This is a genomic window from Paenibacillus sp. JT31N17, from assembly GCF_056269255.1.
In genome coordinates, this window is the sequence record NZ_JBWDNP010000013.1 from 96,369 (window position 1) to 122,930 (window position 26,562).

The following is a 26,562-nucleotide window of genomic DNA, read 5'->3' on the forward strand; positions in this document are numbered from 1 at the left end:
TTATACGTTCTATAAGATTAAGAAGAAACAGCTTTACCGTCCTCAGGCGGGCAAGTTGGTTTCTTCCCTCAAAAATATAAGCAAAGTATGGAGAAATTTTATTCTTTCTTATATTTGCATCAAAAGGGCATTCCGCCCGCTCTGAAGTTTTCTTAAACCGGCATGATTACCGAAGGGAGGAATCGTCAATGAAATCGCCTGCCGCTTATGCGGAGATGATGAGTACCAAATTTAATCCGCTGGAGAAGATCAAGCAATGGCTGTGGATCATCGTCCGGACCGTGCTGGTTGTCGGGTTTTGCTTTATTATCCTGTTCCCGCTGTTCCTTCGTCTCTCGGTCGCCTTCCGCAGCAAGGTGGACATTTATGACCCCACGGTGCTGTGGATTCCCCGGAACTTCACTCTGGATAATATCAAGATTGCCATGGAAGCGACCAACTATTTCTCTACGCTCCTGAACACGTTTCTGATTTCCTCGGGTACGACGCTGATTCAGCTGGCGACCTGCGCGCTGGCGGCTTACGCGTTTGCCAGGCTGAAATTCAAGGGCAGCGGACTGCTCTTCGGACTGGTCGTGTTCACGATTGTCGTTCCGCCGCAAACGATCATGATTCCGCTATATCTGACCTATCGTTATTTTGATTTATTCGGTCTGGTCGGACTGTTCTCCGGCAGGGAGAGTCTGAACCTGATCGATACGTTCTGGCCGTTTCTGATTTCCTCCGCGACCGGAATGGGATTGAAGAACGGACTGTATATATTTATTTTCCGGCAATTTTTCCGGGGGATTCCCAAGGAGATTGAAGAAGCGGCGCTTGTCGACGGAGCGGGGATCTTCAAGACCTTCTACCGCATCATGCTGCCGAACGCACTGCCCGCGATTGTGACGGTGCTGCTGTTCTCCTTCGTGTGGCAGTGGAATGACAGCTATTATGTCTCCTTGTTCTTCAGCAAAGTGAAGGTGCTGTCGACCCAGCTCATGGATATGGGCTCGGTGCTGGGCAGGGAACCGGATCTGGTCTATCAGTCGATGCTGCTTAATACCGGCGTTCTTCTATTGACAGCGCCTCTGATTATTATGTATTTCTTCGTTCAAAGGTACTTCGTCGAGGGTGTGGAGCGTACAGGGCTTGTCGGTTAGCAATCAGCTTCGAGGAGGGGAACAACCCATGAATAATGAATGGAGTCTGCGCGGTTTTCATATGCGGTTCGGATCGCATGAGGATGTGGACAATTTAAAAAGAGTCATTGAGGAAGCGCTGGTGCCCATGGGCGTCAATGTGCTGATTCTGGAAGTAAATACGAATTTTCAATTCAGCACCCATCCGGAGGTATCCGGCGGTACGCTGACCCGGCAGGACGCGCGGGAATTATCGGCGCTGTGCAAAGGCAGGGGAATCCGCCTGATTCCCCTGCTGGATTGTCTGGGCCATCAGGGATGGGGCGGCGGAAGGAATTCGCTGCTGCGCGCTTATCCCGAATTTGACGAAACGCCGCATGTTCCAGCCGACGCCAAATGGCCGGAATTTTATTGTCCGAGCTGGTGTCCGTCGCATCCCGACGTGAACGCGCTTGTCTTCGACCTGATGGATGAACTGATTGATGCGTTCGAGGCGGATGCGCTTCATGTGGGCATGGATGAGGTGTTCGCCATTGCCGACGAAGGATGTCCCCGCTGCCGCGGCAGGAACAAAGCGGAGCTGTTTGCGAAAGCTGCGAATGATTATTACGGCCATGTGGTCGGCAAACGCCAGGTGCAGATGCTGATGTGGGCTGATCGTCTGATCGACGCGCATGGTCTGGGATATGACCAGTGGGAGGGGGATATTTACGGTATATGGCCGGCAGTGGACTGTATCCCCAAGGATATCGTGCTGTGCGACTGGCATTACGACAAGCTGGATGCTTACCCGTCGGTGGGTCATTTATTGGATAAAGGCTTTACGGTATGGCCCTCCTGCTGGAAAACGCCGGAAGCGGCGCTTGAATTTTTCCGCCAGTCCGTGCAGCAGGCCCAGGAGCGCGGTGCGCTGGATAGGATGCCGGGCATGCTCGTGACCGGCTGGAACGCCACCGGAGCCAAGCTGGTATCGGCCCTCTTCGGCGAAGGCGATCTGGGGGAGGATAAAGGGGATATTGCCGGCATTGCTGCCACGCTGAGGACGGTGATGAACCGTCTGCAGGAAGATCCGCAGTGACAGGCTGAGCACACGGCGGGGCGGCATTGTCTGCTACAGTCATGTACTAAACGTGGAGTCGGCCGCTGTCAGCGTGTTTACTATCTGTACTATACATCGAACCTACATCCGAGAATGGAGAAGAAGCTATTGACCTCATCCACAACGGTGCATATTATTTCACATACCCACTGGGACCGCGAATGGTATTTGCCATATGAGAAGCATCACGTCCGGCTAATCAAGCTGATGGATACGCTGCTGGAAACGCTGGAGCAGGATCCCGGCTTCAGGAGCTTCCATCTCGATGGCCAAACGATCATCCTGGAGGATTATTTGCAGATCCGCCCGGAGAAAAAGCCGCTTCTGGAGCGGATGATCCGTGATGGGCGGATACATATCGGTCCCTGGTACATTCTGCAGGACGAGTTTCTGACAAGCAGCGAAGCCAATGTGCGCAATTTGCTCTACGGCCATCAGGATGCGCGTCTATATGGCGCTATTTCCAAAGTCGGCTATTTTCCGGATTCGTTCGGCAATATGGGGCAGGCTCCGCAGCTGCTGCAGCAGGCCGGAATCACGAATGCGGTTTTCGGCCGCGGCGTCAAGCCGACAGGCTTCAATAATCAGGTGTCTGATTCGCAGGAGTATGAATCCCCATTCTCGGAAATGATCTGGGAAGCGCCGGACGGCTCGCGGGTGCTCGGCATCCTGTTCGCCAACTGGTACAGCAACGGGAATGAAATCCCGAAGGACCGCGAGGCAGCCCGGGACTATTGGAGCCGCAAGCTTGAGGAAGTAGCCAAATATGCCTCAACGCCGCATTGGCTGATGATGAACGGCTGCGACCACCAGCCCGTCCAGCGCGATGCTGCAGAGGCCATCAAGACAGCCTCGGAGCTGTTTCCGGAGCTGAACTTCGTCCATTCGAATTTCGACGATTACATCAAGGCTGTGCAGGCATCGCTGCCTGAGCGGTTATCCGTCGTCAAGGGAGAGCTGCGCAGCCAGCATACGGACGGCTGGTCCACGCTGGTCAATACCGCGTCCTCCCGGATCTACCTGAAGCAGATGAATCAGCAGGGCCAGGCGCTGCTGGAGAAAGCCGCCGAGCCGTTGGCGGTCTTCGCCCACATCGCCGGGGAAGCCTATCCGCATCATCTGTTTACACATGCCTGGAAAACCTTGATGCAGAACCATCCCCATGACAGTATTTGCGGCTGCAGCGTGGATGAGGTGCATGCGGAAATGGTCGCCCGCTTTGCCCGAAGCAGGCATCTGGCGGAAGCGATTATTGAAGATAGCCTTGCCTCGCTGACCGGCAGCATCGATACCAGCGGCTTCGCCGCTGTTGAAGCGGAGGAGGTGTATCCGCTTGTCATCGTCAATACTTCCGGTTGGAAGCGCAGCGGCGTGATTACAGCCGATATTGAACTGCAGCGCATCTATTTCAGTGAAGGAATGGGCTTTTATGATATGAAGCAAGCCTTGAAGGCAATCGACCTGTCGGGGCTGCGGATGATTGATTCACAGGGCGGCGAGATCAGCGGCGATATTACGGATCTTGGCCTGCGTTTCGGTTACGATCTGCCGGAGGACCGGTTCCGGCAGCCTTATTTTGCGCGATCCGTTCAGGTCCGGTTCGAGGTGGAGAACGTTCCGGCACTTGGGCACGCGACGTATGCGCTGCTGCGCAATTACCAGCCGATTGAAGCGCAGGAAGCTCTCGGCACCATGATCACCGGCAGCACCACGATGGAGAATAACAACCTTGCGGTGACCATTGAAGCGGACGGCTCCTTAACAATCACCGACAAACGGACGGGAGTTCAGCTGCCGGGATTGTGCATTTATGAGAATACCGGAGATATCGGCAATGAATACATGTACCGCCAGCCAAACCATGACCAGCCAATTACCACCAGAGGAACGCATGCGGATATCCGGGTACTTGAAGATACGCCGTATCATGCGGCCTTCGAGATCAGGCACCTGATGATGATTCCCCAATCGGCGGATTCCCTGCTGGAGCAGGAGCGGCGGGAGCTTGTCTGGTTCACGGGCCGGAGGTCCGGCCGATCGCCTGCGCTGATTCCTTTTGAAATTACTACCCGTGTATCGCTGGACCGCAGCGGCTGCGGAGTGAAGGTAGAGAGCTCGTTCAATAATCAGGCTCATGACCACCGTCTGCGGGTGTTGTTCGAGACCGGCTTCCGTGCCGAAAGGCATATGGCGGATTCCATCTTCGAGGTGGCGGAGCGCAATAATGCGCCTTCTGCCCAGTGGTCCAACCCGAGCAACTGCCAGCATCAGCAGGCTTTCGTTACGCTGAAGGGGGACTCCGAGGGCTTGACCATAGCCAATCTGGGTCTGAACGAATATGAAATCCTGCAGGATGAAAAAGGCACCATTGCCGTCACGCTGCTGCGTGCCGTGGGCGAGCTTGGGGATTGGGGTTATTTCCCGACGCCGGAAGCCCAGTGCCTTGGCGGGCATAAAACGAGCCTGGAAATCATTCCATTCCCGGTCATGGAAGCTTCCTCCGGGGAGGATAACCTGCTGTGTCACGGCTCAGCCGCCTCTATGAAGGAAGCCTATCAATTCCAGGTGCCCTTGCTGGTGAAGCAGACGGGCATTCATGCCGGGAAACTGCCGGCGGACCATTCCTTTCTGCCTTGGCAGGGGGATATGCTGTCTTTTTCCGCTCTGAAGGTATCGGAGCAGACCGGCGATGTAATTGCGCGCTGGTACAATCTTTCGAAGCGGCCGCAGGTTTTGACTGCTGCTCCTTCATTCGGAGGCAAGACGGATAACGCTGCCAATGAAGCGCCAATCCCGGACTGCTGGCGGAGCGGCATCATGGAAGAGCGCCTGGAGCGGGCGGATTTGAATCATATTCCGGTCCGGGGGGCGGAGATTGTTACCCTCAGCCTGAGGCTTCACGAATAGCAGATGATCGAGCAGAAGGAGATGGCTCAAAGCTATTTTCTGGCTTTCTGACGCACATGATAGGAGTTTTCTTATAGTAAGCCGCCTCCGTCTCCGCCTGCAAAGTGGTGCTGGAGGCGGCTTTGCGTATATGAGCTATCTCCGTACAATGACAGAGCCGCAATCAATTCCGGCCTGGCTGGCATGGATGAGGGGGTTAGCTTCTCTCGCTGATGCCTTTATGGAACAGTATCTCGCTTGTTCCGTGATGGCATTGGCAAGACAATGGGGCGGTGAATATAGAGGGGAAATCTTGTATTCAAAAGGCGGTGGGCAGCCTCTCTAATCTAAGTATTGTGCAAATGCATCATAGTAACGTTCATATTATGTTATTTGCCTCCGCTGTATAATGAGGACATCGTTCCCGGCAAGGCGAGAAGGGAACCAACTTTAATGATAAGCGAGGGTGACCCATGGAACAGAAAGCGCTTCAACTATTAAACGACGAGCAGATGAAAACATTTATCTCACAGGGCTTCTTGATCCTTAAAACCGATTTCTCCGACGAATTTCATTCGCGTTTGTTGGGCCAGCTGGATTACGTTTACGAGAAGGAAGGCAACCCCGGCAATAATTTGCTTCCGCGCATCAGAGAGCTGCAGGTGGTTTTTGACAGTCCGGTGATCAAAGGCGCGTTGACCAGTGTTCTGGGAGCGAACTATATGATGCACACGCACCGTTACGGCCATTTGAACAAAAATCCGGTTCCCGGCAACTGGCATAAGGACAGCTACTGGGGTTATAAAAGACTGCGCAATCACAAGCCTTGGTGGGCCATGATTATGTATTTCCCGCAGGATACGCCGCTTGAGCTGGGGCCGACAGGCGTCATGCCGGGCACGCAGTATCATGAGAGCCGGATTTTTGAGAATGACGATAACGAGTGGGAAGGCAAAGCAAGCGGCAGCGCAGGAACCTTTGCCTTGATTCATTACGATATCTGGCATCGCTCCAACGCCAATATGATGGGACAACAGCGTTATATGCTGAAGTTCGAGTTTATGCGCACGGAGGCTCCCACTGCTCCTACCTGGGATTGTGCGGATACAGAGTGGCATGCGCCTGCTGGGTTTGATATTCCAATGGACCGGCATGATCTGCTGTGGGAAAACAACTGGAACTGGCTGGCCGGTAAAGGCGGTTATCTGTCAGGGCGCAAGAGCGACAGCACGAATGCGGATCTGAATGAGCTTGAGAAGCAGCTTGGGAACGAGGACCGGCGCGTCAGAGCGGAAGCCGCAAACCAGCTGGGTCTGCATGCGGATGAGGATGCCGGACGCGTTCGCCGGCTGCTGGAAGCCGCTCTGCAGGACAGCTATGAACCTGTCCGCCTGAATGCTGCTTACGGTCTTGCTGCAGATGGCACAGCCGGAACAGCGATTCTGCTTAATGCCATTAAGAACGAGGACAAGAAGATTGCCGAAGCGGCTGCTTATGCGCTGAGCGCATCGGGTCCGTCGGCAGCGGAAGGTTTGATTCGTCTGCTGGAAGACGGGAAGGAGCTGACCGTGAATCTTGCGGCTTTTGCGCTGGGTGAGCTGGGCGTCTCCGGAGATCAGGCAGCGGAAGCGGTCATCGGCTTGACGAAAAATGACTCTGCCGTAATCCGCCGCACGTCCGTTGAGGTACTGGGCAATCTGTCTGTGACAGAGAAGAGCGGGGCGGTTACCGCCGCATTGATTGAGGCACTCGGCGACGAGGACCATCAGGTCCGTTTCTGGGCCGGGTTGTCGCTCGCCAAGAAAGGGCCGCAAGCGGAGCCGGCTATTCCGCAGCTGGTTCATGCCCTTGACGACGACAGCCGCTATGTGCGCGGCCATGCGGCTGAAGCGCTGCGGCGCATTGGAACGCCGGAAGCGACGGATATCCTGCTCGATTATTTGCTCGCCACTCGCTGGTGCGCCATCTCTTCCCCGCAAAACGAGTGGTACCCGTAATGACAATCGTGACTGGCCGCTGTCGTACGCCATAGATCGCGCCACGCGACAATTGGCTGCGATGCCACTGGCTACTGAGATGAATACCCGGTTTTCGGAAAGGCTGTCAAGAGCGATGTTCTTGGCAGCCTTTTTCTTTTATCTTGCGATGTGTTCCTTCCATATGAAAATTCCACCTGTATGCCGTGTTGAAATTTTGAGGCCGATGGGCGGCATCGTGATGGCGTTCAGGACTTCAAGCCGTGGGCCGCTACTTCAAACGTTTACCGTTTTTTGATCTTCTCCTGGTTCCGGCAAACGATTAGCAAGCGAAGACCAAACGAAGACCAAACGAAGACCAAACGAAGACCAAACGAAGACCAAACGAAGGCCAAACGAAGGACAAACTTATCAATTAATTGCCTGCGGTGTATCGATTGCGATCACTTGTGAAGGGCAGTATACACTTTAAGATTTCGTTGTTCGGCTCTCAAAGACAGCGTTCATCCAGCAATAGAAATAGCGGTTTATGCTGCTCCTTTCCCAAGCGCTCTATTTGTTTTCAAGCTGCTTTAACTAGTGGATGCGCTCATACGCTGCATACGCTGCAACCGTCGGCTCCAGCAAGGAAAAACCTTCGTATAGGCGGTGCAGCCGGGGGTTACGGCCCTGTAAACAGTAAAAACCTTGCTGCAGTATAACTTCGGCTCGTGCCGGGGCCCAAATGCAGCTCCAGCAAGGAAAAACCTTCGTACACGCGGTGCAACCGCGGGTTCCAGTGCTGTAAACAGTAAAAACCTTGCTGCAGTATAACTTCGGCCTCGTGCCGGGACCCAAAAGAAGCTCCAGCAAGGAAAAACCTTCGTACACGCGGTGCAACCGCGGGTTCCAGTGCTGTAAACAAAAAAAACCTTGCTGTACTATAAATTCGGCTCGTGCCGGGACCCAAAAGAAGCTCCAGCAAGGAAAAACCTTCGTACACTCGGTGCAACCGGGGGTTACGGCCCTGTAAACAGTAAAAACCTTGCTGCAGTATAACTCTGGCTCGTGCCGGGATCCAAAAGCAGCCCCAGCAAGAAAAAATCTTCGTAGACGCGGTGCAGCCGGGGGTTACAGCCCTGTAAACTGTAAAAACCTTGCTGCAGTATAACTCTGGCTCGTGCCGGAACCCAAAAGCAGCCCCAGCAAGAAAAAACCTTCGTAGACGCGGTGAAGCCGGGGGTTACGGCCCTGTAAACAGTAAAAACCTTGCTGCAGTATAACTCTGGCTCGTGCCGGGACCCAAAAGAAGCTCCAGCAAGGAAAAACCTTCGTACACGCGGTGCATGTTCTCCTTCCGAATACAGTCTGCTTCATCTCACATACCAATCAGACAGGGTGGTATATGTGGTAACGCGCGGCATGAATGTAACCACGTGTTACTAGTGTATCCGCTCATTACGGACGGGTGGAAGCTGCAGGAACCCGGAATCCTTGGCAGATCGATCCTGTAATGCGGATAGGAGAGGACCTATCGTTCTTTTTTGCTCCAGATATCCGCTCCATAACGTAACATAAGCCAAGAACGGACTGCATAGTTTAGGAACGTCTTATGTTTACGCTTTCAAACAATCCTTATAATGGAAGGGAGTTGAAAACGAAGGAGGAAGATGTGATGACAAACAGCTTCAGACGCATGGCCCGGCTGTCTGCGAAGACGATGCTGGCGCGAATTCTTATTGTGCTGATGATAGCGGGCGGAATTCCCGTCCAGGCAGCAGTGCATGCGGATGCTCCGCCTGACCATGCGGGTATAACGCTCGGGGAAACAGTGACGGAGAGCGGAATTCATGCCTGGGCAGGCGACAATCCGGATGGCCTAAGGACAGGTACCGTAACCGGAATCACCTATTGGCAGACTGACAAGCTGGCAGCAGCGCCTGGCACTCATTATTTTTACATGGATGTGGACGATACATATTTGCATGATACTCACGATCAAAACGTCCAGGTAACGGTGGAATATTTTGATGAAGGCAGCGGCAAGATGGTTCTGCAATACGATGCGGAATCCGCAGCCTTCAAGGATGCGCCTCTGTTTGCGTACACGGATACCAAGACATGGAAGACGCATACGTTTGATCTGACGGACGCCAGGTTCGCCAACCGGACCAACGGTGCCGATTTCCGGCTGGGCATTGAAGGAGGCGGAGCCTCCGCCAGCACCAATACGGATCTGAAGGTAGCTTCCGTCAATGTGATCAAGACTCCCAAAAACCCGCCTGAGCCAGACAACAGCGTCGGGATAATGCTTGGCGAGGTGCCTGTAACAAACGGCATAACGGCAAATGCGGGCGATTACCCGGAAGGGCTGCAAACGGGAGAATTAGCGGGAAAAGGCTACTGGAAAACGAATAAGGCCGCGCCTAGTCCCGGCACTCTGTATTTCTACATGAATGTTTCGGATGAGTATCTCTTTGACAATCAGGATCAGAATGTTTTTGTGACAATTGAATATTTGGATAAAGGCAACGGCAGCATCGTGCTGCAGTATGATGCGCTGTCGGCTGCGTTCAAGGACGCGCCGCTGTTCACGTACACGGATACCAATCAATGGAAAAGCTATACGGTCAAATTAAGCGATGCCAAATTCGCCAATCGGGCGAACGGCGCCGATTTTCGCATCGGCGTGGAGGGTGCGGGAACCGTGCCCGGCAATCCGGATCTGTCCATTGCTTCGGTAAAGGTGACCAAGGAGCCGCGGGTGAGCGTGGGAAGCCAGACCAAGGTCATCGATACCCAATACGATACGAAGGATATTGTAATCGCGAATTATGAGGTGACGGACTTCGGCGCAAAAGGCGACGGCGTGACCGATGACACGGCAGCCTTCGAAAGCGCGCTTGACGCGGCCCGCAATGACGGAGGCGGAGTTGTTTTTGCCCCGGCCGGCCATTACAAAATCACGGGAAATCTGCTTGTGCCGACAGGAGTCACTCTGCGCGGGGATTGGGCTAATCCCGATTCTTCCGATGGAGTGGAAGGAACCGTTCTGGACTCATACAGCGGACGAGGCGAAGAGAATGGAAGAAGCTTCATCCAGCTTGAGCAGTCCAGCGGGGTTACGAACCTCTCCATCTGGTATCCGGAGCAGGCGGCGGGCGATATCACGCCTTATCCCTGGACCGTCGAGCAGTTGACCGGCGATAATGCGACAGTGGAGAATGTTACGCTGGTCAATTCCTATAACGGGATCAAAATCGGTCCGGTCTGGAATGAGCTGCATTATATCCATAATTTGTACGGGACGACACTGAAAACCGGTATTTTCCTGGATTACACGACCGATATCGGCCGTCTGGAGGGGATCAGGCTGTCGCCTGATTACTGGTCCAATTCCGGGCTGGCCGGCGCTCCTGCGAGAACGGAGCTGCTTGCCTACATGACAACGCATGCCGAAGGCATCGTGATGGGCAGATCGGATTGGGAGTATATGTCCGATGTTCATATTTCCGGTTATCAGACCGGCATGCGCATTACGACCCGAACCGGCTCTCTGGAGACGGCAAATGCGCAGCTGTACGGCATTCATATCGATTCCTGCAACGTGGCGCTCAAGATTGAAGGCGTCAACGATTACGGGCTGCTGATCTCGAACAGCGAGTTTCTGGCCGATGCCGGCGACAACCCCATGGCCATATACGCCACATCTGGCTTCCATTCCATTGTCCAGTTCAATACGGTGACGGTGGGCGGCAATCCCCGCAATGCTGTAGTTAATGAAGGAACAGGCGTGATTTCCTTCGAAAACAGTACCATTGCGAACTGGGATCATGCTGGAGGCGCGTATGCGATTAAAGCGGATGCTGGATCGGTCATATTGGGTCAAACCGGATTTGGCCTGCCTGATCACCATCTGTCCTTAGGCGAAAGCGTGGAAAAGGTGAATACCATTAATTCCGGTTACGAAGGCGAGCTGGACATTAAGGATGACAGCGATGCAGCCGATTTGAATGTGCATCAGAATGGGAACATTCAGCTGAAAACCATGCCGGCTGATATTCAGACGGATATTGCAGCACAGCCGAAACCGGCGGCAAGCGCGCTCTTCGACGTGACCGCTGCGCCCTATAATGCCGACAAGCAGGGGATGGCCGATGTTTCCGCAGCGGTGAAGCAGGCGTTAGCCGATGCTGCAGGCACCGGTGGAACGGTTTATTTTCCGGCCGGAACTTACCGGATTAATGAAGCCCTTACCGTTCCAAGCGGCGTTGAGCTTCGCGGATCCTGGGATGTACCTCATCACACGATCGGTGGAGGAAGCGTTATTTTCACCAATTATGGCGAAAACGCCCCGGACGGGGATGCTTTCATTACGCTTGAGAGCAGCAGCGGTATCAGAGGAATCTCGGTCTATTACGACCAGCAGGACTGGAGCAGCGTCAAGCCTTACGCCTGGACGATTCGGGGCAAAGGCCACGACGTATATGCGATCAACACAACGCTTGTGAATCCTTATCAGGGCATTGACTTCGGCAGCTACGACACAAGCGGACATTATATCGACTACGTTGCCGGTTCACCGCTGAAGGAAGGCATTTACCTGGGCGGCGGAGCGAGCGGCGGAATCATGCGGAATGTGCAGTTTAATCCGCATTATTACTCCAGAAGCACTTATCCCAACCATGTGCCGGGAGAGCAGCAGGACGTGGTCTGGAATTACCAGAAGGAGAATCTGGATGCTTTCCGTATCGGGCATACAGAGGGGGAGACGATTTTCAATACCTTCGTTTACGGCTCCCAGTACGGCATTCATTTTGTGGCGCAGGATGGGGTCGGCCCCGAGGCTGTTGTTCTCGGTCATGGCACCGATGGAAGCAAGAAGGGTGTATTTGTGGAGGCGGCGGGAGACAGCGGCTTGACGTTCATCAACACGGAGCTGGTGTCCATGAGCACATCGGATAAGGTCTATATCACGGTTGATGAAGGATTTGACTCCGAGGCTACCTTCTTCAATACATCGATGTGGGGCGATACGACCCGCTCCGTCGACGCGCTCTCGGGAAAAGTGAATCTGCAGCAGAGCAATTTCACCGTTTCCGGCGCAAGGGGCGTCAATGCCTTGGGCGGAGAAATCACATTATACGATTCGAACTTCCAACAGGCGGGATCGACGCATATTTATGCCGGTCCTGACATTGTGGCGCTCCGTGAAGGCGCGAACCTGTTCAAGGGCGGAATCAAGCTGGAGGATCATTCGGGCGGAAAGGTCAGCGGAACGGATCTGACGCCGGTGGCGCTGGAATTATCCAAAAAGGCGGTCGACCCGGCTCATCCGGAAGAGTGGAACCACACGCTTACCTTCCGCAATGTCTCCCAGCTGGAGCCGATGAAAGGCAGGATTGAGCTGATGGAGCCCGTGCAAATTGCAAGTAAATGGGTTCCGGTCCGTTTCGAAGGCGTTGGATATGGCGAGAGCCTGACTTTCAAGCTGCCCTTCCTCGCCAGCGATAGCGCCAAGTTCAAAATAACCCTTGATGATGGGATGTCCTATGTCGTGACAACCGGAGTGGGTCAATCGCTTGCCTACCCGTTGGCTGACGGCGGCGGGGATGCGGGAACGCTGCCGGCTGTCGATATCGACAGAGCTAATCAATATATCAGCTTGGGCGGCAGCTGGAACGGGGTGGATGATCTCAGCGCGCATGCCGAGCTGCAATGGGATGAGTCCAACCTGTATATGAAAATCCGTGTCCGTGACGACAGTCAGTATCAGAACTGGACGGGTGTGGATATCTGGCAGGGCGACAGTATCCAGGTGGGGATCGACCTGTCCAGACAGGATGGTACTGCAAGCCAAAATGTGAACGAACTGGGTTTTGCGCTCCACAATGATGGAACCGTAACGAAATGGCGCTGGAGAGCCCCATCCGGTGTGGACACGGGAGATTTGGACGATGCCGAAGCGGCCATTACACGCGAGGACGGAACAACCGTTTATGACATCAAGATTCCATTTGCAGCTCTGCATTCGCCTGACTATGTATTTACCCCGGGTGCTCCTATCGGATTCTCGCTGCTGATGAACGAGAATGACGCCGAGGGCAGAAACGCCTTTATGGAATACAACCAGGGAATAGGCTCAAGCAAGGATGCGACGCTGTTCGGCGACTTGTATCTGTTGAGCGGCAGCTACTGGGCTATCGCAGAAGCAGCTGCGGAAGCTGCGGTGGAAGAAGTCCGCCAGTACCCGGATGTTACCCATCTGGATGCCGCGGCGAACTTTGTGAACCCGCTGCCCGAAGGAGAGGTTAAAACCCGATTGAAATCGGTGCTTGAGGAGCTTGGCACGGGGATAAATCCAGACCCGGGAACAGATCCGGGAACAGATCCGGGGACAGATCCGGGAACAGACCCGGGAACAGACCCGGGAACAGACCCGGGAACAGACCCGGGAACAGACCCGGGGACAGATCCGGGAACAGACCCAGGGACAGATCCGGGAACAGATCCAGGAACCGATCCGGGTACCAACCCGTATCCATCATCTCCCCAATACCCAGCGAGTGCAGCCCAGCCTGTCGTTGAGCTCGATGATGAGGGAGCAGTCATCATCACGGCGGATGCGGTGATGGACTTGGCAGGGGGCATCGCCAAGGCAGCGGTAACGCAGGAGGTATTCGACAAGGCCTTGGAGCTTGCGACAGCGGATCAGGACGGCATCAAGCGGCTTCAATTGAAGCTGACGGATGAAGCGGATGTCAAGGGCTATGCTGTGGAGCTGCCGGTTGGTCTGCTGCGGGCAGACGCCTTAAGCATGCACCTGATTATCTCGACTGCCCTGGGAACCTTGGAGCTTCCCGGCACCATGCTTGATGACGCCCTGCTCGATGCCGCAGACCGTACCATTGTGATTTATCTGGAGAAGGCGGATGTGGCCGCGTTAAGCAGCGATATTCAAGCCCGCATCGGGACCCATCCGCTGCTGAACATTCATCTGGAGGTTGACGGTAAGCCGCTAGCCTGGAGCAGTGCGGATACGGCTGTAACCGTGTCAATTCCTTATGAGCCGACTTCGGAAGAAAGGAATGATACCGACAAGCTTGTTATATGGTATATCAATGGGCAGGGTGAAGCCGAGCCGGTCCAGAATGGTCATTTTGACAGCAAGAATAGTCAGATGGTATTCAAAACCGGACATTTCAGCACTTATGCCGTCGCGTACGTTCAGAAAAGCTTTAAGGATCTGTCCCGTTATCCATGGGCGAAGCAGGAGATTGAAGCGCTTGCAGCGAAGGGAATAGTCGAAGGGATATCGGCTGATCGATATTCCCCGGGTCTTTCCATCACGAGAGCAGATTTCCTCGTTCTTTTGACCAAATCACTTGAGCTTACCGCTGCTGAGCCAGGCAGCTTCGCCGATGTGAAGCCGGATGCCTATTATTATGAGGCAGTGGGCATTGGCAAAGCGCTGGGGATTACGCTTGGTTCCGGCAGCGGCCGCTTCGAGCCGCTGAAGCCGATTACCCGGGAAGACGCGATGGTTCTGTTGAAGCGGGCGCTGGCCTTGAGCGACTTGCAGCTGTCGGCCGGCAAGGCAGCGGATTTGACCGGTTATAAGGATGCTGGCGCTGCAGCAGCATATTCACGGGAAAGCATAGCCGCCTTAATGAAGGCGGGCATCGTGGAAGGCAGCGGCGGCCACCTTCATCCGAAGGCTAATCTGAACCGCGCCGAAGCGGCTGTGCTTCTCTACCGGATCTATTCTTTGATCAATCCGTAAAGCATCTCGGAAAGAAGCAGGCACAACGAAAAGAAGACAGCATAAGAAGAAACAGCTTCTGCCGTATTCAGGCGACGGGAGCTGCTTCTCTCTTCAGAACTTATAGAATTCTGCAGATGTGAGCCAATACGAATATACGAATTTTATAAGTTAAAAAAAGTCTGGAAACGGAGGAAGCGCAAGTGGCAAAAATCACACAAGTGAAATGTATCCGCACCCGGCGCGACGGAAGCTGGACGATTGTCAAGGTATTGACCGATCAGGAAGGGTTATACGGGATTGGATCGGCGAGCGACATGTACAATCCCGAGGCTGTTGTACAGATCGTTGAGCAGCTGCTGGGGCCATTGCTCGTCGGCCGGGATGCTTCCCGGATCGAGGATATCTGGCAGACCATGTATACAAGCGGGTACTGGAGAAACGGCAGCACCCTGCAAACTGCGATTGGCGGCATCGATATGGCGCTGTGGGATATTAAAGGGAAAGAAGCGGGACTCCCGGTCTATCAGCTGCTGGGAGGCGCATGCAGGGCTGCCGTTCCGTGCTATGGCCACGCAGGCGGATCCGATCTGCAGCAGCTGAAGGATGAGGTTCACCGCTATCTGGAGGAAGGCTATTCGGTTGTCCGCTGCCAGCTTGGCTCCTACGGGGGCGGAGGATTCGTGGATGGGGAGGGGGTGCGCCGTCCGGAGCAGCCCTGGAGCAGCGGCCCTGTTTTTGACGAAGCCGCTTACCTGAATGCGATTCCGCAAATGTTCGAGCAACTGCGTCTCACCTTCGGTATGGGCGTTCAATTCACGCATGATGTGCACGAGCATCTGCATCCGATCGCAGCGATACAGCTGTCCAAGCGCCTGGAGCCTTATCAGTTGTTCTTCCTTGAGGATGTGCTGCCGCCCGAGCAGATCGGCTGGTACCGCCAGCTCAGGCAGCAAAGCTCGACGCCGCAGGCAGTCGGAGAGCTGTTCAGCAATCCGCAGGAATGGACGGAGCTCGTCAAGGAGCGCCTGATTGATTTTATCCGCGTGCGGGTATCCAAGGCCGGGGGAATCAGCGCCTGCCGGAAGATCGCTGCATTATGCGAGACCTTCGGCGTCCGGACGGCTTGGCAGGAAGGCGGAGAGAACGATCCGGTCAATCAGGCCGCAGCCGTCCATCTGGATATGGCGGTATGGAACTTTGGCATACAGGAAATCAATCATTTTAAAGAAGCGGAGCGCGAAGCCTTCCCCGGGCTGATTGAAAGAAGAGGCGGGTTCCTTTATCAATCGGGCAAGCCCGGACTGGGCATTGATATCGATGAAGAGAAGGCGGCCCGCCTGCTTCAGGATGATTGGAGCAGGACGGCCTATCATAAGCCTTACAAGCTGGACCGAAAAGCAGATGGTACACTGGTACGCCCATAATTCAGCATAGGAGTGATCGGAATAATGAATGTTGCTGTAACGGGAGCAAGCGGAAAACTGGGGCACGCGGTTGTGGAACATCTGCTCGGAGAAGGTCATCAGGTGACCGCATTGGATGAGCGTCGTTCCGACAAGCTGCGCTGCAAGCAGATCAGAGTGGATTTGAAGGATTTGGGGCAGGTGATCGGAGGGATGTCCGGCACGGATGCGCTTATCCATCTGGCAGCCATTCCCGCTCCGGTCAGTTATACGCATGAGTATATTTTTTCCAATAATGTTATTTCGACCTATAACGTGCTGGAGGCGGCATCCGTGCTTGGGATCAGAAAAGCGGTTATCGGCTCCAGCGAATCCTCATATGGTTTTGCTTGGGCACCAGCGCCCTTTGATCCGCGCTATGTGCCGGTGGACGAGAGCCACCCCCAGCTTCCGCAGGAATGCTACGGTTTGTCCAAGGTTGTGAACGAACAGACCGGAGACATGTTCAACCGCAGGAACGGAATGCAGGTACTGTCGCTCCGGTTCTCGACGATCATAAGACCGGAGGAATACAGGGCGATGGAAGCGAGTATCCGCACTCCCGGGCGGCATAAACGGACTCTGTGGAGCTATATTGACATCCGAGACGCCGCGGCGGCTTGCCTGGCCTCCCTCCAGGCAGAAAACTGCGGCTCGGCATCGCTCAATATTACCGCCCCGGATACGCTGAGTGACTGGGAAACAGCGCGACTGTTAGCCGAGTTTTATCCCGGGGTTGAAATCCGCGGCAAGCGGTTCGAGGCAAGGGAAGCACTGGTCAGCAACGAGCAGGCATGCCGCATGTTGAACTGGCGCGCCGAGCATTCCTGGACGGAAATTGAGGAATAAAGGGTTTTAACCCTGTAAGTGTATAGCAATATAAACAACGCTTGTAGCTGTCCCATCCTTGTGGTGGGGCAGCTTTTTTGTTCGCCCTGCAGATTTCATAAGTTTCACGCCTATCTATCTAAGAGAACTAATTAACGGGGCCGCCGAAGGACGGCGACAAACTGTGAGAAGCGGTAGACGCGCTTGCAGCACCTGCGAATATCGAAGGACTGTTCCAAATGCGCAGCCGTTCTTCTTTTTCCGTCCTGCGGAACAAGCCAAATCTGAACCACAAAGTTTAATTCTGACTCATGGTCCCCTTTTTCCCGATTCGTTATCATTAAAGTAACAAGAGACAGGAGATGAAGAAATGATGAACCCCCTAACCAAGCAGGCAGGCAGCCCGCTCAGAAAAAAAAGCGCGGGGCTGATCAGGGATTTGATAAATAACCGCGCTCTGCTGCTCATGTTCCTGCCCGTTGCCGTCCTGCTGTTCCTGTTTAACTATTTGCCGTTGGCAGGGCTTGTCATCGCCTTCAAAAATTTTGATTTCAGCAAGGGGATATTCGGGAGCGAATGGGCGAGTCCCTTGTTTAATAACTTCGATTATCTGTTTTCTTCCTCGGCGGCCTACCGGGCGATCCGCAATACGATTTTGCTCAACGCGCTGTTTATTGCGGTCGGTCTCGTGTTCGAGATTGGACTTGCGCTGCTGCTGAATGAAGTGCGCAACAAATATTTTAAGCGGGTTACGCAATCGCTCACCTTTCTGCCTTTCTTCATTTCGTGGATCGTAGTCGGGGTGTTCGTATACAATCTGCTCAACTATGAGAGCGGGGCCGTCAACCGGATTATTGAATCGCTGGGATTCACTCCTATTGATTTTTACAGCGAAGCGGGATTATGGCCCTTTATTCTAACCATGACGCTGCGCTGGAAGGTGACCGGCTATGGAACGATTATTTATCTGGCAGCGCTGTCGGGCATCGACAATTCCTATTACGAAGCCGCATCCATCGATGGCGCATCACGCTGGCAGCAGACCCGCTACATCAGCATTCCGATGCTGAGGCCGACGGTGATTATCCTGACCCTGCTTGCTGTCGGGCGGATTATGAACGCCGATTTCGGGATGTTCTACGCCATGATTGGCGATGCGTCGCTGCTCTTTCCGACAACGGATGTCATAGATACACTGGTTTACCGCAGCCTGAGAAAATCCGGAGATATCGGCATGGCGTCCGCGGCAGGCTTCATTCAATCGGTGGTGGCTTTTGTACTCGTAATCGGGAGCAACTATGCGGCGCGGAGAGTAGATAAGGATTCAGCCATTTTCTAAATGAACGATAGAGGAGGCAACAAGCCGTGCACAGCAAAAGCTTTTCCTTCAGTCAGGCTTTTATTATTCTCATTATCTCGTTATTCAGCCTTTCCTGCCTGCTGCCGTTCATCATGGTGATCAGCGGCTCGCTCAGCACGGAGAATGATATAGTCAATTACGGCTATGCGCTGATCCCCCGGCATATCACATTTGACTCCTACAAGATCCTGCTGCTCGGCTCCAACCGGATCGTGGACGCATACGGAATCAGCCTGCTCGTCACCGCGGCCGGAACGCTGCTGTCCCTGCTCGTGACCAGTATGGGCGGTTATGTGATGGCAAGGCGATCGTTCAAATACCGCAATATTTTATCCATCTATGTCATTATCACGATGCTCTTCAATGGCGGGCTCGTGCCCTGGTACATTATCTGCGTCAACTATTTGCATCTGAAGGATACGCTGTGGGCGATGATACTGCCGCCGCTCGCCAATGCGTTCAATATGTTTCTGATCCGCAATTTCCTGCTCTCCATTCCGGAGGATATCTATGAATCGGCCAAAATGGACGGAGCCGGCGAATTCCGGATCTTCTTCCGGCTGATCGCGCCGCTTGCCAAACCGGTTCTGGCGACGGTCGGATTATTCATGGCCCTGAGCTACTGGAATGACTGGTTTCTCGGTCTCATGTTTGTCGACAAGCAGGAATTGCAGCCTCTGCAGCTGCTGCTGCGGACGCTGGTCTCGAATGTGGAGTTCCTCAAAAGCTCCAGCAATGCGATGGATATGCAGCGGATTTCCGCTCAGATTCCTTCGGAGTCCATCAAGATGGCGCTTACCGTTGTTACGATTGGACCAATCATATTCCTTTATCCATTCCTGCAAAGATATTTCGTGAAGGGCTTGATGGTCGGAGCGGTCAAAGGCTGACAGTCCGGCTGAAAAGCATCCACGGACGAACTATAATATAACTAAACGAGAATGTATGGAAATCTAACCAAAGTCATAATTCCCTGTCAAACAACGCATAATAATGGTTGGGGAATTCCCTGGAATGTTGAGGGAGGTGACAACTATGACATCAAGCCGTAATCATCAAGAGGCTCATGGTATCGGGCAAATTGAAGAGCAATTGAAGCAGCAGGCAGATGCGGCGAAAGCCATTCAAGGTGAAAATGAAAGTGATCGTGAAATTGCCGAGATATTGAAGCGTGATACACAATCATCACTGGATGAGATCATCGATAAGTAAAAACGGAGAGAATGTACCTGTCAAGCTCATGTGAAACAGGTTAATTTAATGCCTGGAGGCTGCCGAGTGGCAGCCTTCTTTATTTTATATGCCGCGTTGCTTTGCAATTTTCGAATAGTTCCGAAGGCTTTTGAGGCTCCCTACTTCCTCTGCGCTAACTATAATAGGAATACCGTGGTTTCTCCATTTTCTAATTCATCAGACCGGTCATCGGACTTTTGCCCAACCCACGGAGAGAAGCGATTGTTCTTCGAAGCGACAGATTTTCTAACTCCAATCTATGATCTAGTAACAACCGTGATTTGAGCCGTAAATTCTCCCGGACCCGGGATATTGAAGCATCAGGTAAAGAAGTCCAAGTTGGGAAAAATCGGATCAAAGTCGTACATCCTTTATGTCCGACGGACACAATGGAGCTGAGTATAAAGAATGAATGCGGACGGTTGACCCGAGAAGGAGATGATCTACTTCGTGAACCAGCGAACGAGGTATGAAATTAAAGTGAGAGCGACGCTGATCACGATGCAGGTAACAATCGGGAAGTAAAATTTGAAATTCCCTTTCTCGACAGCGATGTCACCCGGCAATCGGCCCAGGTTAATAAACCTGCCTAGAAAAGCCCATATCAAGCCAATCCCGATTATGACAACACCGGCAACGATGAGAAACTTGGAAACGCTGTTCATGAGGAAGTCTCCTATCCTGAAAATCTTGCGCATGAAGCCGGTCTATCCCGGACTCAAATCCTCTGGATCAAACCGGCAGCAGCTCTAATTCCAAACAGGTTCGTTTATGTACTGCTCATCCTTGGTAATTGCAAACGACCTGACAAACGAAGGTTATATGCTTTAAGTTTTTGTTCGGTACTTTAGATGCAATACAGCGCCGGCAACGGCAGCGATGATGCCGACGATCGCGAGGATCGACACGACAGCCCGGTTTGTATCTGTTGTCCAAAGAATTCCTGCGACAATGACGAGGAACAACCCGACAAAGAAGAGGACGGAATTGTTCATATCAATCCTCCGGAGTCCGATCGAGATAGAGGCGTGTCACTTCTGTATAGTCGCCTCGCTCCCGTTCTTCTTCGGTCGGTTCCTCTTCAAGGGAGTTATGAGTATCCATCTCAGGCGCGACAGTCGGTTCATGTTCTTCTTTTTTTTCTTTAGGCAAAATGATCACTCCATTCGCGGGATTAAAGCTAGTATGGAAAACTTTATGGAACATTATCCAAATTCAAATCAGCAGTGTGCGGCCGGGAAGCAAAATGATTTGCCGGGGAAACGGCAAAAGACCCGCAGAGCGGGTCTATTAGGGAGGTTAACAAGTACGGAACGTGTTCAGTGAAAACGTTCCATAGGGATTAATTAGTAACCGAATCCGCCAAATCCGCAACTGCAAGCGATAATGACCAGTAAAATAAAGAGCACGAGGATAATTCCGATTCCTCTGCCTGCACCGCCGTAGCCAACTCCGCCGACTTCGCCTTCACAACCCATTCCAAAGCACCTCCTTATGTTTGGGGTACTTTGTAAGTGTATGCTGAACCGCTCCGCCGTGATTGGGTGTTTGTTATGGAATGGCATTGGCCCATGTATCATTGGTCCGGCAAGTGTTCAAAGTAGTTCCGTCTGAGCTGCACTGTCCTCATTGGCGGGGAGCCGCGTCATTTTCATGGCTGTTTTCATGGCTGTGAACCATACATCACTGCTATAATAAGATGCAAGCTTATTATACGGGCCGAAAGGGGTTTGTTCCTAATGAGTATGGCAAACGTGACGGAAGAGTGGCTATTCGCCGGGACATTGGAAGCGCTTCAACAGGAAAAAGCTAAAGTCATTAAAGGCGGCATCGCCGTATTTTATCATGAAGATCAGGTATACGCAGTGGATAACCGCTGTCCCCATCTGGGATTTCCCTTGCACGTGGGGAGCCTGTGCGACGGTATCCTGACCTGCCACTGGCATCATGCCAGATTTGATGTGTGCAGTGGAGGGACGTTTGATCCATGGGCGGATGATGTTCCCTCGCATGAAGTGAAAGTTGGGGAGGACGGCGTTTGGGTGCATTCGCGCTCGCGGGGCGTCCGGGATAAGGAAAAGCAGCTGGAGCGGTTGAAGAGCGGGCTGGAGCAAAATATCGGCATTGTCATTGCCAAAGCGATTGTCGGCCTGCTGGAATCAGGCGTACCGGCGGATGAAATCGCCCGGACGGGCATCGAATACGGTACCCGTCTTAGCGGCGGCTGGAATTCGGGACTTACGATTCTGACTGCGATGACGCGCATCCTGCCGAAGCTGGATGGGATGGGCAAGCTGCTGGCGCTGTATCAGGGGCTGCATCATGTGGCCCGGAGCAGCAGCGGCAGAGCGGAGCATCATCTTCTGGGCAGGCTTCCGGGCGGTGAGGTTCCCCATGAGAGGCTGACCGCATGGTACCGCAGCTGCATGGAAGTAAGGGATACGCAGGGAGCCGAGCGGATTTTGCTGACTGCCGTCGGCAGAGGGGCTTCGGATGAAGAGCTTGCGGACATGATGTTCACAGCGGTCACTGACCACTTTTATCTCGATGGCGGCCATACCCTGGACTTTCATAATAAAGCATTCGAATCGCTAAGTCTGGTCAATCCCGAGTCGAGAATGCAGGTGCTGGCTTCGCTGGTTCCCCTCATGGGCAGCCCCACACGAAGCGAAGAGCTGCATCAATGGCAGGCGCCGGTCAATCTGGTTGAGCCGCTTCGGGAAGCGTTCAGCCAGCTGACTGTCCATACCAGAGGCGAAAAAGCCTGCCAGCCGTTTAGAATGGAAGAGGAAGAAAATCTGGTTGCCGCGCTGCTCGGCGATCAGCCGCTTCATACGATTAATATGATGCTTCAATTCATCAAAGAAGGGAAAGACCCTCTTCATCTGGCGCAGCTGGTCGAGCTTGCAGCGGCGGAGCGGATTGTGCGCTTTCATACGCAAAATGATTTTGGCGATTGGATTGCGGTATTGCATACCTTCACACATGCGCATGCGGTGTATGAAATGATCTCCCGCAGCCGTCAGCCGCTGCTCCTGAGGGCGGTCTTTTATGGAGCAATCAGCGTTTACTTGGACCGCTTTCTCAATGTTCCCGCTGCTGCACGGCCGAAGCCCGCTCCCGGCGGCAAGCTCCCGGAACTGGATGAGCTGCTGAAGCTCATGGATCAGAGGCAGCAGGTGAACGAGGCCGCCGGATGGGTGATCCGTTATTTGCGGGCCGGTGGCGATCCCGCCGCGCTGATGAACACGCTTGGTCACGGGCTGTTGAGAGAGGATGCGGAATTTCACTCTTTTCAGCTGTACGAAGCGGCTATGACCGCCTACGGCAAATGGAGCGGACGTAATGATCTTTTTGCCGAGCGCGCGAGGGAAACGCTGCTGCTCGCAGCTGCGCGTTACTTGGCCGCCCACGCGCCGACTGCGAGGGAAACGCCGCATACGGCGCGGATAGCCTGGCGGCTTCATAGGGGAGAGAAGCTTTTCGAGGAATAGGGCGTGCCCCTTCAGGCGTCGGAAGTTTTTTTTGCGGCGGCATGTAGGATAATTACCAAGGCAGCGGAATGTTTAATCCCCGAGGCTTTGCGACAAGTGCGGAAGCTGCGCTGATCATTGCCCGTCTCCCGCTGTAATTTAAGATGGAGCTTGCCAAGGTTAACAAATGACGACCTGTATCACCAATGTTGACGCCGGAAGGGAAATACAAGGTTGGCAGTTCACCATGCCGTTTACCGACAAGTTCCCTCGCCACACGAAGCTATAATCATACGGAGCTTATGTTCAACTGCTATAGTTGTCATAAGCTCCATTTTTTTGATACAATCCAGCTTTAGTTAGTAATATGCCAATTCCTTGTGAATCAATAAAAGCCGGTATACAAAACTCTCTCATCACGCATCTCCTGATAGTATAATGGGAGAAGGAGCAAGGCCCCGTAATTACCACGCCGGAAAGAAACAGCGAATATTTGCAGCGAAAAATAGAAAATGATAAAAATGTTGAAAGAAGGAAAGCAAGTATGGATGAAAAAAAGGATGAGAGATCTTCCGACTCCCGCGGATCCGTTCAAAATGAGAATCAGAACACAGGCACACGGCGTCGTGGCGATATCCTGGAGAATGCCATTCTGCATGCTGCCTGGGAAGAACTTAACGAGGCAGGCTATGCCCGATTGTCCATGGAGGGAGTCGCCGTGCGGGCAAAAACAAATAAAAATGCGGTATACCGTCGTTGGCCCAATAAAGCCAAGCTTGTCGTTGCAGCCATAATCAAGCATGTGCCCAAGCCTTCCATCGACGCGCCGGACACAGGCGATTTGCGTAAGGATGTGCTTCTCCTGCTCCAGAGAATAGTTAAACCTCTGCAAATGATCGGTGCTGAAACCATACACGGCATAATGGTCGAGTATCATGGCAAGGATTTAATTTCTTCTTTGCCGCAGCTTATGCAACCGAGAACCGAAGACAAACTGACAATAGCCATGAGGACAATTTTGAAAAACGCTGAGGATCGGGGAGAGATCAACCCGAAAAGAATCAATGCAAGGGTTATAGCCCTCCCGTCAGATTTGCTCCGATATGAATTGCTTACAACCCATGAGGCATTATCCGACCACGCTATCACAGAAATTGTTGACGATATTTTTTTACCGCTTGTTCTTGCATAACTCATTTTCTCAAAATGGGCGCTGCGGGATTACCTTATTTTTTGCATCTAACCACGATATTATGCTGAACGCAAACAGCGCGCACCGGATGGAAATCGGCAGCGCGCTGTTTGCGTTCAATCTCGGCGAGAGAAAGGGGGAAGACCACCCGGCGATTGCCTGCCCGTCTTTCGTTCTCACGGGTTCTATATACCCTTTGCTGCAGCCTCGAGCCAAGCAGCGTAATCAGGCAGGCGAAGCGAGCTGTGCACGTCTTTGGATTCATCACCGGGCATGTTTAACTGATCTGATGACTGCAATGCGGCCAGCGCTAGATTGCGGGCTTCAAGCTCCTCACTGGTGCGCGGCAAAAGGAAGGTTGCACCGCGGCCGGCCAGGGCCTGGTTCGCTTCAGCAAACGGCCGCATGATTTGTTCATACGCTGCGAAAGCCTCTCCGTGCTCTTCATGGGACGCCAGCTCACCGGCCAGAATATACGCGCCTGCCAGCGCCAGACTTGTGCCCTGTCCGGACAAGAAAGAGGGCGCGAAGGCTGAATCGCCCACCAGCGCTATCCGGCCCTCCGACCAACGAGGCATGTGAATCTGGCTGACGACATCGTAATACAGGTCGTCGGATTCCATCATCGCCTTCACCAGACGGGGGATTTCCCAGCCGCCGCCGGCAAATATCTCCGCGGTCAGCTTGCGCTGCTTGTCGGCATCGTGGTTCTCCGGCAATGGCGGCCGTTCCGAGGCGAACGTCAGGAAGGCATACAGCGTATCGCTGTCTCCAGAGGCCGACAACACGGCAATCCGCCCCGGGGTGGCGTAGGTGACAGATTCGTGGGACAAGCCGAGATCATTCGGAATGGAAAAGCCATTGAAGCAATAACCGAGATATCGGTTGAACTGCTCCTCCTGGCCGAACACAAGACGACGCGTGTTCGAGTGCAAGCCATCAGCCCCAATGACGATGTCAAATCTGCTGCGCCGGCCGCTCTTGAAGCTGACATCCACACCGGAGCCGTCGTCATTCAAGGTGGAGATTGAGTCATTAAACCAGTAACGGACCGACTGGAGCTTCGTCAAATCAAACAGCGATTCCGTCAGCCTGCCCCGGGGCAGTTCAATGTCCCGTCCTTCCTCGCCGCCAGTAAGCTCCTCTGGCCTGATCACGCCGGCAATGCCTCCGGGATCGAAAAAAGTAATCTTCTGCGAATGGATATGAGCCGCCTGGAGCTGCGGGAGTATCCCCATCTGCTCGACCACGTCGACCGCCGTCCCGCGGACATCAATGGGATAGCCGCCGCCCGGATCGTCTCTGCCCGTTCGACCACGGTTACATCAAATCCATACTTGGAAAGCCAGTAGGCCAAGGTCGGGCCGGCGATGCTTGCACCTGAAATCAACACAGTCCTATTTCTTTCAGCCATATAATTTCTCCTCCCATAAATCTTAATAAGGTATCTTAATAAGGTACGATAAGTACCTAATATGAACATGCTAATATAAATTCATCCGAAATGCAATAAAGAATTCATAAGACCTCAATTCCCGTCCTCGCAAACTCTAATCGGCAATCGCCTCTTTTAAATTACGAGTCTTATAACTGCGGATACCGTGAGGGAATCTATTACATATAGTAAATAGAATCTCAGGATGGGAGGACAGCAGATGATCAGATCCCGAGTAAAAACGTACCGGTACCGGACGGGTAAAAACCAATATATCGTGATAAACATTTTTCAAACGGCTTCGGCTGAATCAACAATAGGCAATGCTCTGGCCAGCAATGCCGTCAATGTGCAGATTTTAAAGAAAAACCGCAAATAGTTTCTCCTGCACCCGATTGCCAAATGCTGTCCAACAGTCAGCGGGGGAGGGAGGTGATCTCATGAAGAAAAAGAAAAGCAAACAAACCAACAATGTCAGCTTCGAAAACAGCAAGACAAAATTCAAGGCCAGCCAATTGGCTAATGCCACTGTCGCTCAAGGAGGAAACGCATTTGCCATCAATGCCAATGAATTAGGCATTATCCGGATCCGTCCGGGCCAGTAACAGCACGTCAGTCGGGCGGAGCGCAGCGATGCCTCTGCCTGACTCAGCGTAAAATCGACTGCATCAGCCGCTGTTTCCAGAAGGGACGAAAGCAGTCATTCTGCAAGAAATAATCCGTTTATTTCCCGGGCAAGCGCAAAAAGAGCCAAGCGGATAAAATTAGCGTGT

General features: G+C 53.2%; 20 protein-coding genes and 1 pseudogene. 15 read left to right on the forward strand and 6 right to left on the reverse strand.

The genetic code is table 11. From position 1 onward, the window contains the following. Positions 1 to 188 precede the first annotated feature (188 nt). The 10 genes from AC0YOB_RS29095 to AC0YOB_RS29140 all read left to right on the forward strand — a co-directional run bounded on the left by AC0YOB_RS29095 (position 189) and on the right by AC0YOB_RS29140 (position 19,668). Positions 189 to 1,142 (forward strand): carbohydrate ABC transporter permease, encoded by a 954-nt coding sequence (locus AC0YOB_RS29095; protein WP_475795772.1) that lies wholly within the window; start codon positions 189 to 191, stop codon positions 1,140 to 1,142. Between the two features lie 28 nt (positions 1,143 to 1,170). Beyond that, positions 1,171 to 2,199 carry a family 20 glycosylhydrolase gene (locus AC0YOB_RS29100; RefSeq protein WP_475795773.1) on the forward strand — a complete coding sequence of 343 codons (1,029 nt, stop codon included), beginning with the start codon at positions 1,171 to 1,173 and terminating at the stop codon, positions 2,197 to 2,199. 129 nt (positions 2,200 to 2,328) lie between these two features. After that, positions 2,329 to 5,127 carry an alpha-mannosidase gene (locus tag AC0YOB_RS29105; protein ID WP_475795774.1) on the forward strand — a complete coding sequence of 933 codons (2,799 nt, stop codon included), beginning with the start codon at positions 2,329 to 2,331 and terminating at the stop codon, positions 5,125 to 5,127. Between the two features lie 452 nt (positions 5,128 to 5,579). Further along, a complete protein-coding gene (locus AC0YOB_RS29110; protein ID WP_475795775.1) occupies positions 5,580 to 7,103 on the forward strand; it encodes a HEAT repeat domain-containing protein in 1,524 nt (507 codons plus the stop codon). A gap of 1,633 nt (positions 7,104 to 8,736) precedes the next feature. After that, complete coding sequence (locus AC0YOB_RS29115) at positions 8,737 to 14,844, forward strand: glycosyl hydrolase family 28-related protein (RefSeq protein WP_475795776.1); 6,108 nt, start codon at positions 8,737 to 8,739, stop codon at positions 14,842 to 14,844. Between the two features lie 182 nt (positions 14,845 to 15,026). Continuing rightward, the gene (locus tag AC0YOB_RS29120) at positions 15,027 to 16,250 is read left to right on the forward strand and encodes an enolase C-terminal domain-like protein (protein ID WP_475795777.1); all 1,224 of its coding nucleotides are present in this window, start codon (positions 15,027 to 15,029) and stop codon (positions 16,248 to 16,250) included. A 24-nt stretch (positions 16,251 to 16,274) separates the two neighbouring features. Further along, positions 16,275 to 17,117, forward strand: a complete 843-nt coding sequence (locus AC0YOB_RS29125; RefSeq protein WP_475795778.1) for an NAD-dependent epimerase/dehydratase family protein — start codon at positions 16,275 to 16,277, stop codon at positions 17,115 to 17,117. 352 nt (positions 17,118 to 17,469) lie between these two features. Then, complete coding sequence (locus AC0YOB_RS29130) at positions 17,470 to 18,435, forward strand: ABC transporter permease (RefSeq protein ID WP_475795858.1); 966 nt, start codon at positions 17,470 to 17,472, stop codon at positions 18,433 to 18,435. A gap of 26 nt (positions 18,436 to 18,461) precedes the next feature. Beyond that, entirely contained in the window at positions 18,462 to 19,346 is an 885-nt protein-coding gene (locus AC0YOB_RS29135) for a carbohydrate ABC transporter permease (protein ID WP_475795779.1), read from the forward strand. Between the two features lie 145 nt (positions 19,347 to 19,491). Further along, complete coding sequence (locus AC0YOB_RS29140) at positions 19,492 to 19,668, forward strand: hypothetical protein (RefSeq protein WP_475789052.1); 177 nt, start codon at positions 19,492 to 19,494, stop codon at positions 19,666 to 19,668. A gap of 464 nt (positions 19,669 to 20,132) precedes the next feature. On the opposite strand, the gene AC0YOB_RS29145 is transcribed toward AC0YOB_RS29140, so the two are convergent. From AC0YOB_RS29145 to AC0YOB_RS29160, 4 genes are all read right to left on the reverse strand, one after another. Continuing rightward, complete coding sequence (locus AC0YOB_RS29145) at positions 20,133 to 20,354, reverse strand: DUF2905 domain-containing protein (protein WP_210039906.1); 222 nt, start codon at positions 20,352 to 20,354, stop codon at positions 20,133 to 20,135. Between the two features lie 162 nt (positions 20,355 to 20,516). Next, on the reverse strand, positions 20,517 to 20,684 hold the full coding sequence (locus tag AC0YOB_RS29150; protein WP_475795780.1) for a hypothetical protein: 168 nt from the start codon (positions 20,682 to 20,684) through the stop codon (positions 20,517 to 20,519). A gap of 1 nt (position 20,685) precedes the next feature. After that, complete coding sequence (locus tag AC0YOB_RS29155; protein ID WP_210040029.1) at positions 20,686 to 20,841, reverse strand: hypothetical protein; 156 nt, start codon at positions 20,839 to 20,841, stop codon at positions 20,686 to 20,688. Between the two features lie 194 nt (positions 20,842 to 21,035). Next, positions 21,036 to 21,167, reverse strand: a complete 132-nt coding sequence (locus tag AC0YOB_RS29160) for a sporulation protein YjcZ (RefSeq protein ID WP_210039908.1) — start codon at positions 21,165 to 21,167, stop codon at positions 21,036 to 21,038. A gap of 261 nt (positions 21,168 to 21,428) precedes the next feature. Between AC0YOB_RS29160 and AC0YOB_RS29165 the strand changes: the two genes are divergently transcribed. The 3 genes and pseudogenes from AC0YOB_RS29165 to AC0YOB_RS29175 all read left to right on the forward strand — a co-directional run bounded on the left by AC0YOB_RS29165 (position 21,429) and on the right by AC0YOB_RS29175 (position 24,354). Further along, positions 21,429 to 23,183: a Rieske (2Fe-2S) protein gene (locus AC0YOB_RS29165; RefSeq protein WP_475795781.1), complete on the forward strand. Its 1,755-nt coding sequence runs from the start codon at positions 21,429 to 21,431 to the stop codon at positions 23,181 to 23,183. A gap of 79 nt (positions 23,184 to 23,262) precedes the next feature. Then, positions 23,263 to 23,325, forward strand: a pseudogene (locus AC0YOB_RS29170) (4Fe-4S binding protein); the annotation flags it as partial. Between the two features lie 330 nt (positions 23,326 to 23,655). Then, entirely contained in the window at positions 23,656 to 24,354 is a 699-nt protein-coding gene (locus AC0YOB_RS29175; RefSeq protein WP_475795782.1) for a TetR/AcrR family transcriptional regulator, read from the forward strand. 185 nt (positions 24,355 to 24,539) lie between these two features. Here AC0YOB_RS29175 and AC0YOB_RS29180 read toward each other — a convergent pair whose 3' ends face one another. Together AC0YOB_RS29180 and AC0YOB_RS29185 are read right to left on the reverse strand one after the other, a co-directional pair. Next, on the reverse strand, positions 24,540 to 25,592 hold the full coding sequence (locus AC0YOB_RS29180; RefSeq protein ID WP_475795859.1) for an FAD-dependent monooxygenase: 1,053 nt from the start codon (positions 25,590 to 25,592) through the stop codon (positions 24,540 to 24,542). Further along, the gene (locus tag AC0YOB_RS29185) at positions 25,508 to 25,768 is read right to left on the reverse strand and encodes a hypothetical protein (protein ID WP_475795864.1); all 261 of its coding nucleotides are present in this window, start codon (positions 25,766 to 25,768) and stop codon (positions 25,508 to 25,510) included. The genes AC0YOB_RS29180 and AC0YOB_RS29185 overlap by 85 nt, the downstream gene beginning before the upstream one ends. Positions 25,769 to 26,009: 241 nt before the next feature. Between AC0YOB_RS29185 and AC0YOB_RS29190 the strand changes: the two genes are divergently transcribed. After that, a complete protein-coding gene (locus AC0YOB_RS29190; RefSeq protein ID WP_210039910.1) occupies positions 26,010 to 26,168 on the forward strand; it encodes a hypothetical protein in 159 nt (52 codons plus the stop codon). A gap of 61 nt (positions 26,169 to 26,229) precedes the next feature. Beyond that, complete coding sequence (locus AC0YOB_RS29195; protein ID WP_210039911.1) at positions 26,230 to 26,394, forward strand: hypothetical protein; 165 nt, start codon at positions 26,230 to 26,232, stop codon at positions 26,392 to 26,394. Positions 26,395 to 26,562: the final 168 nt, after the last annotated feature.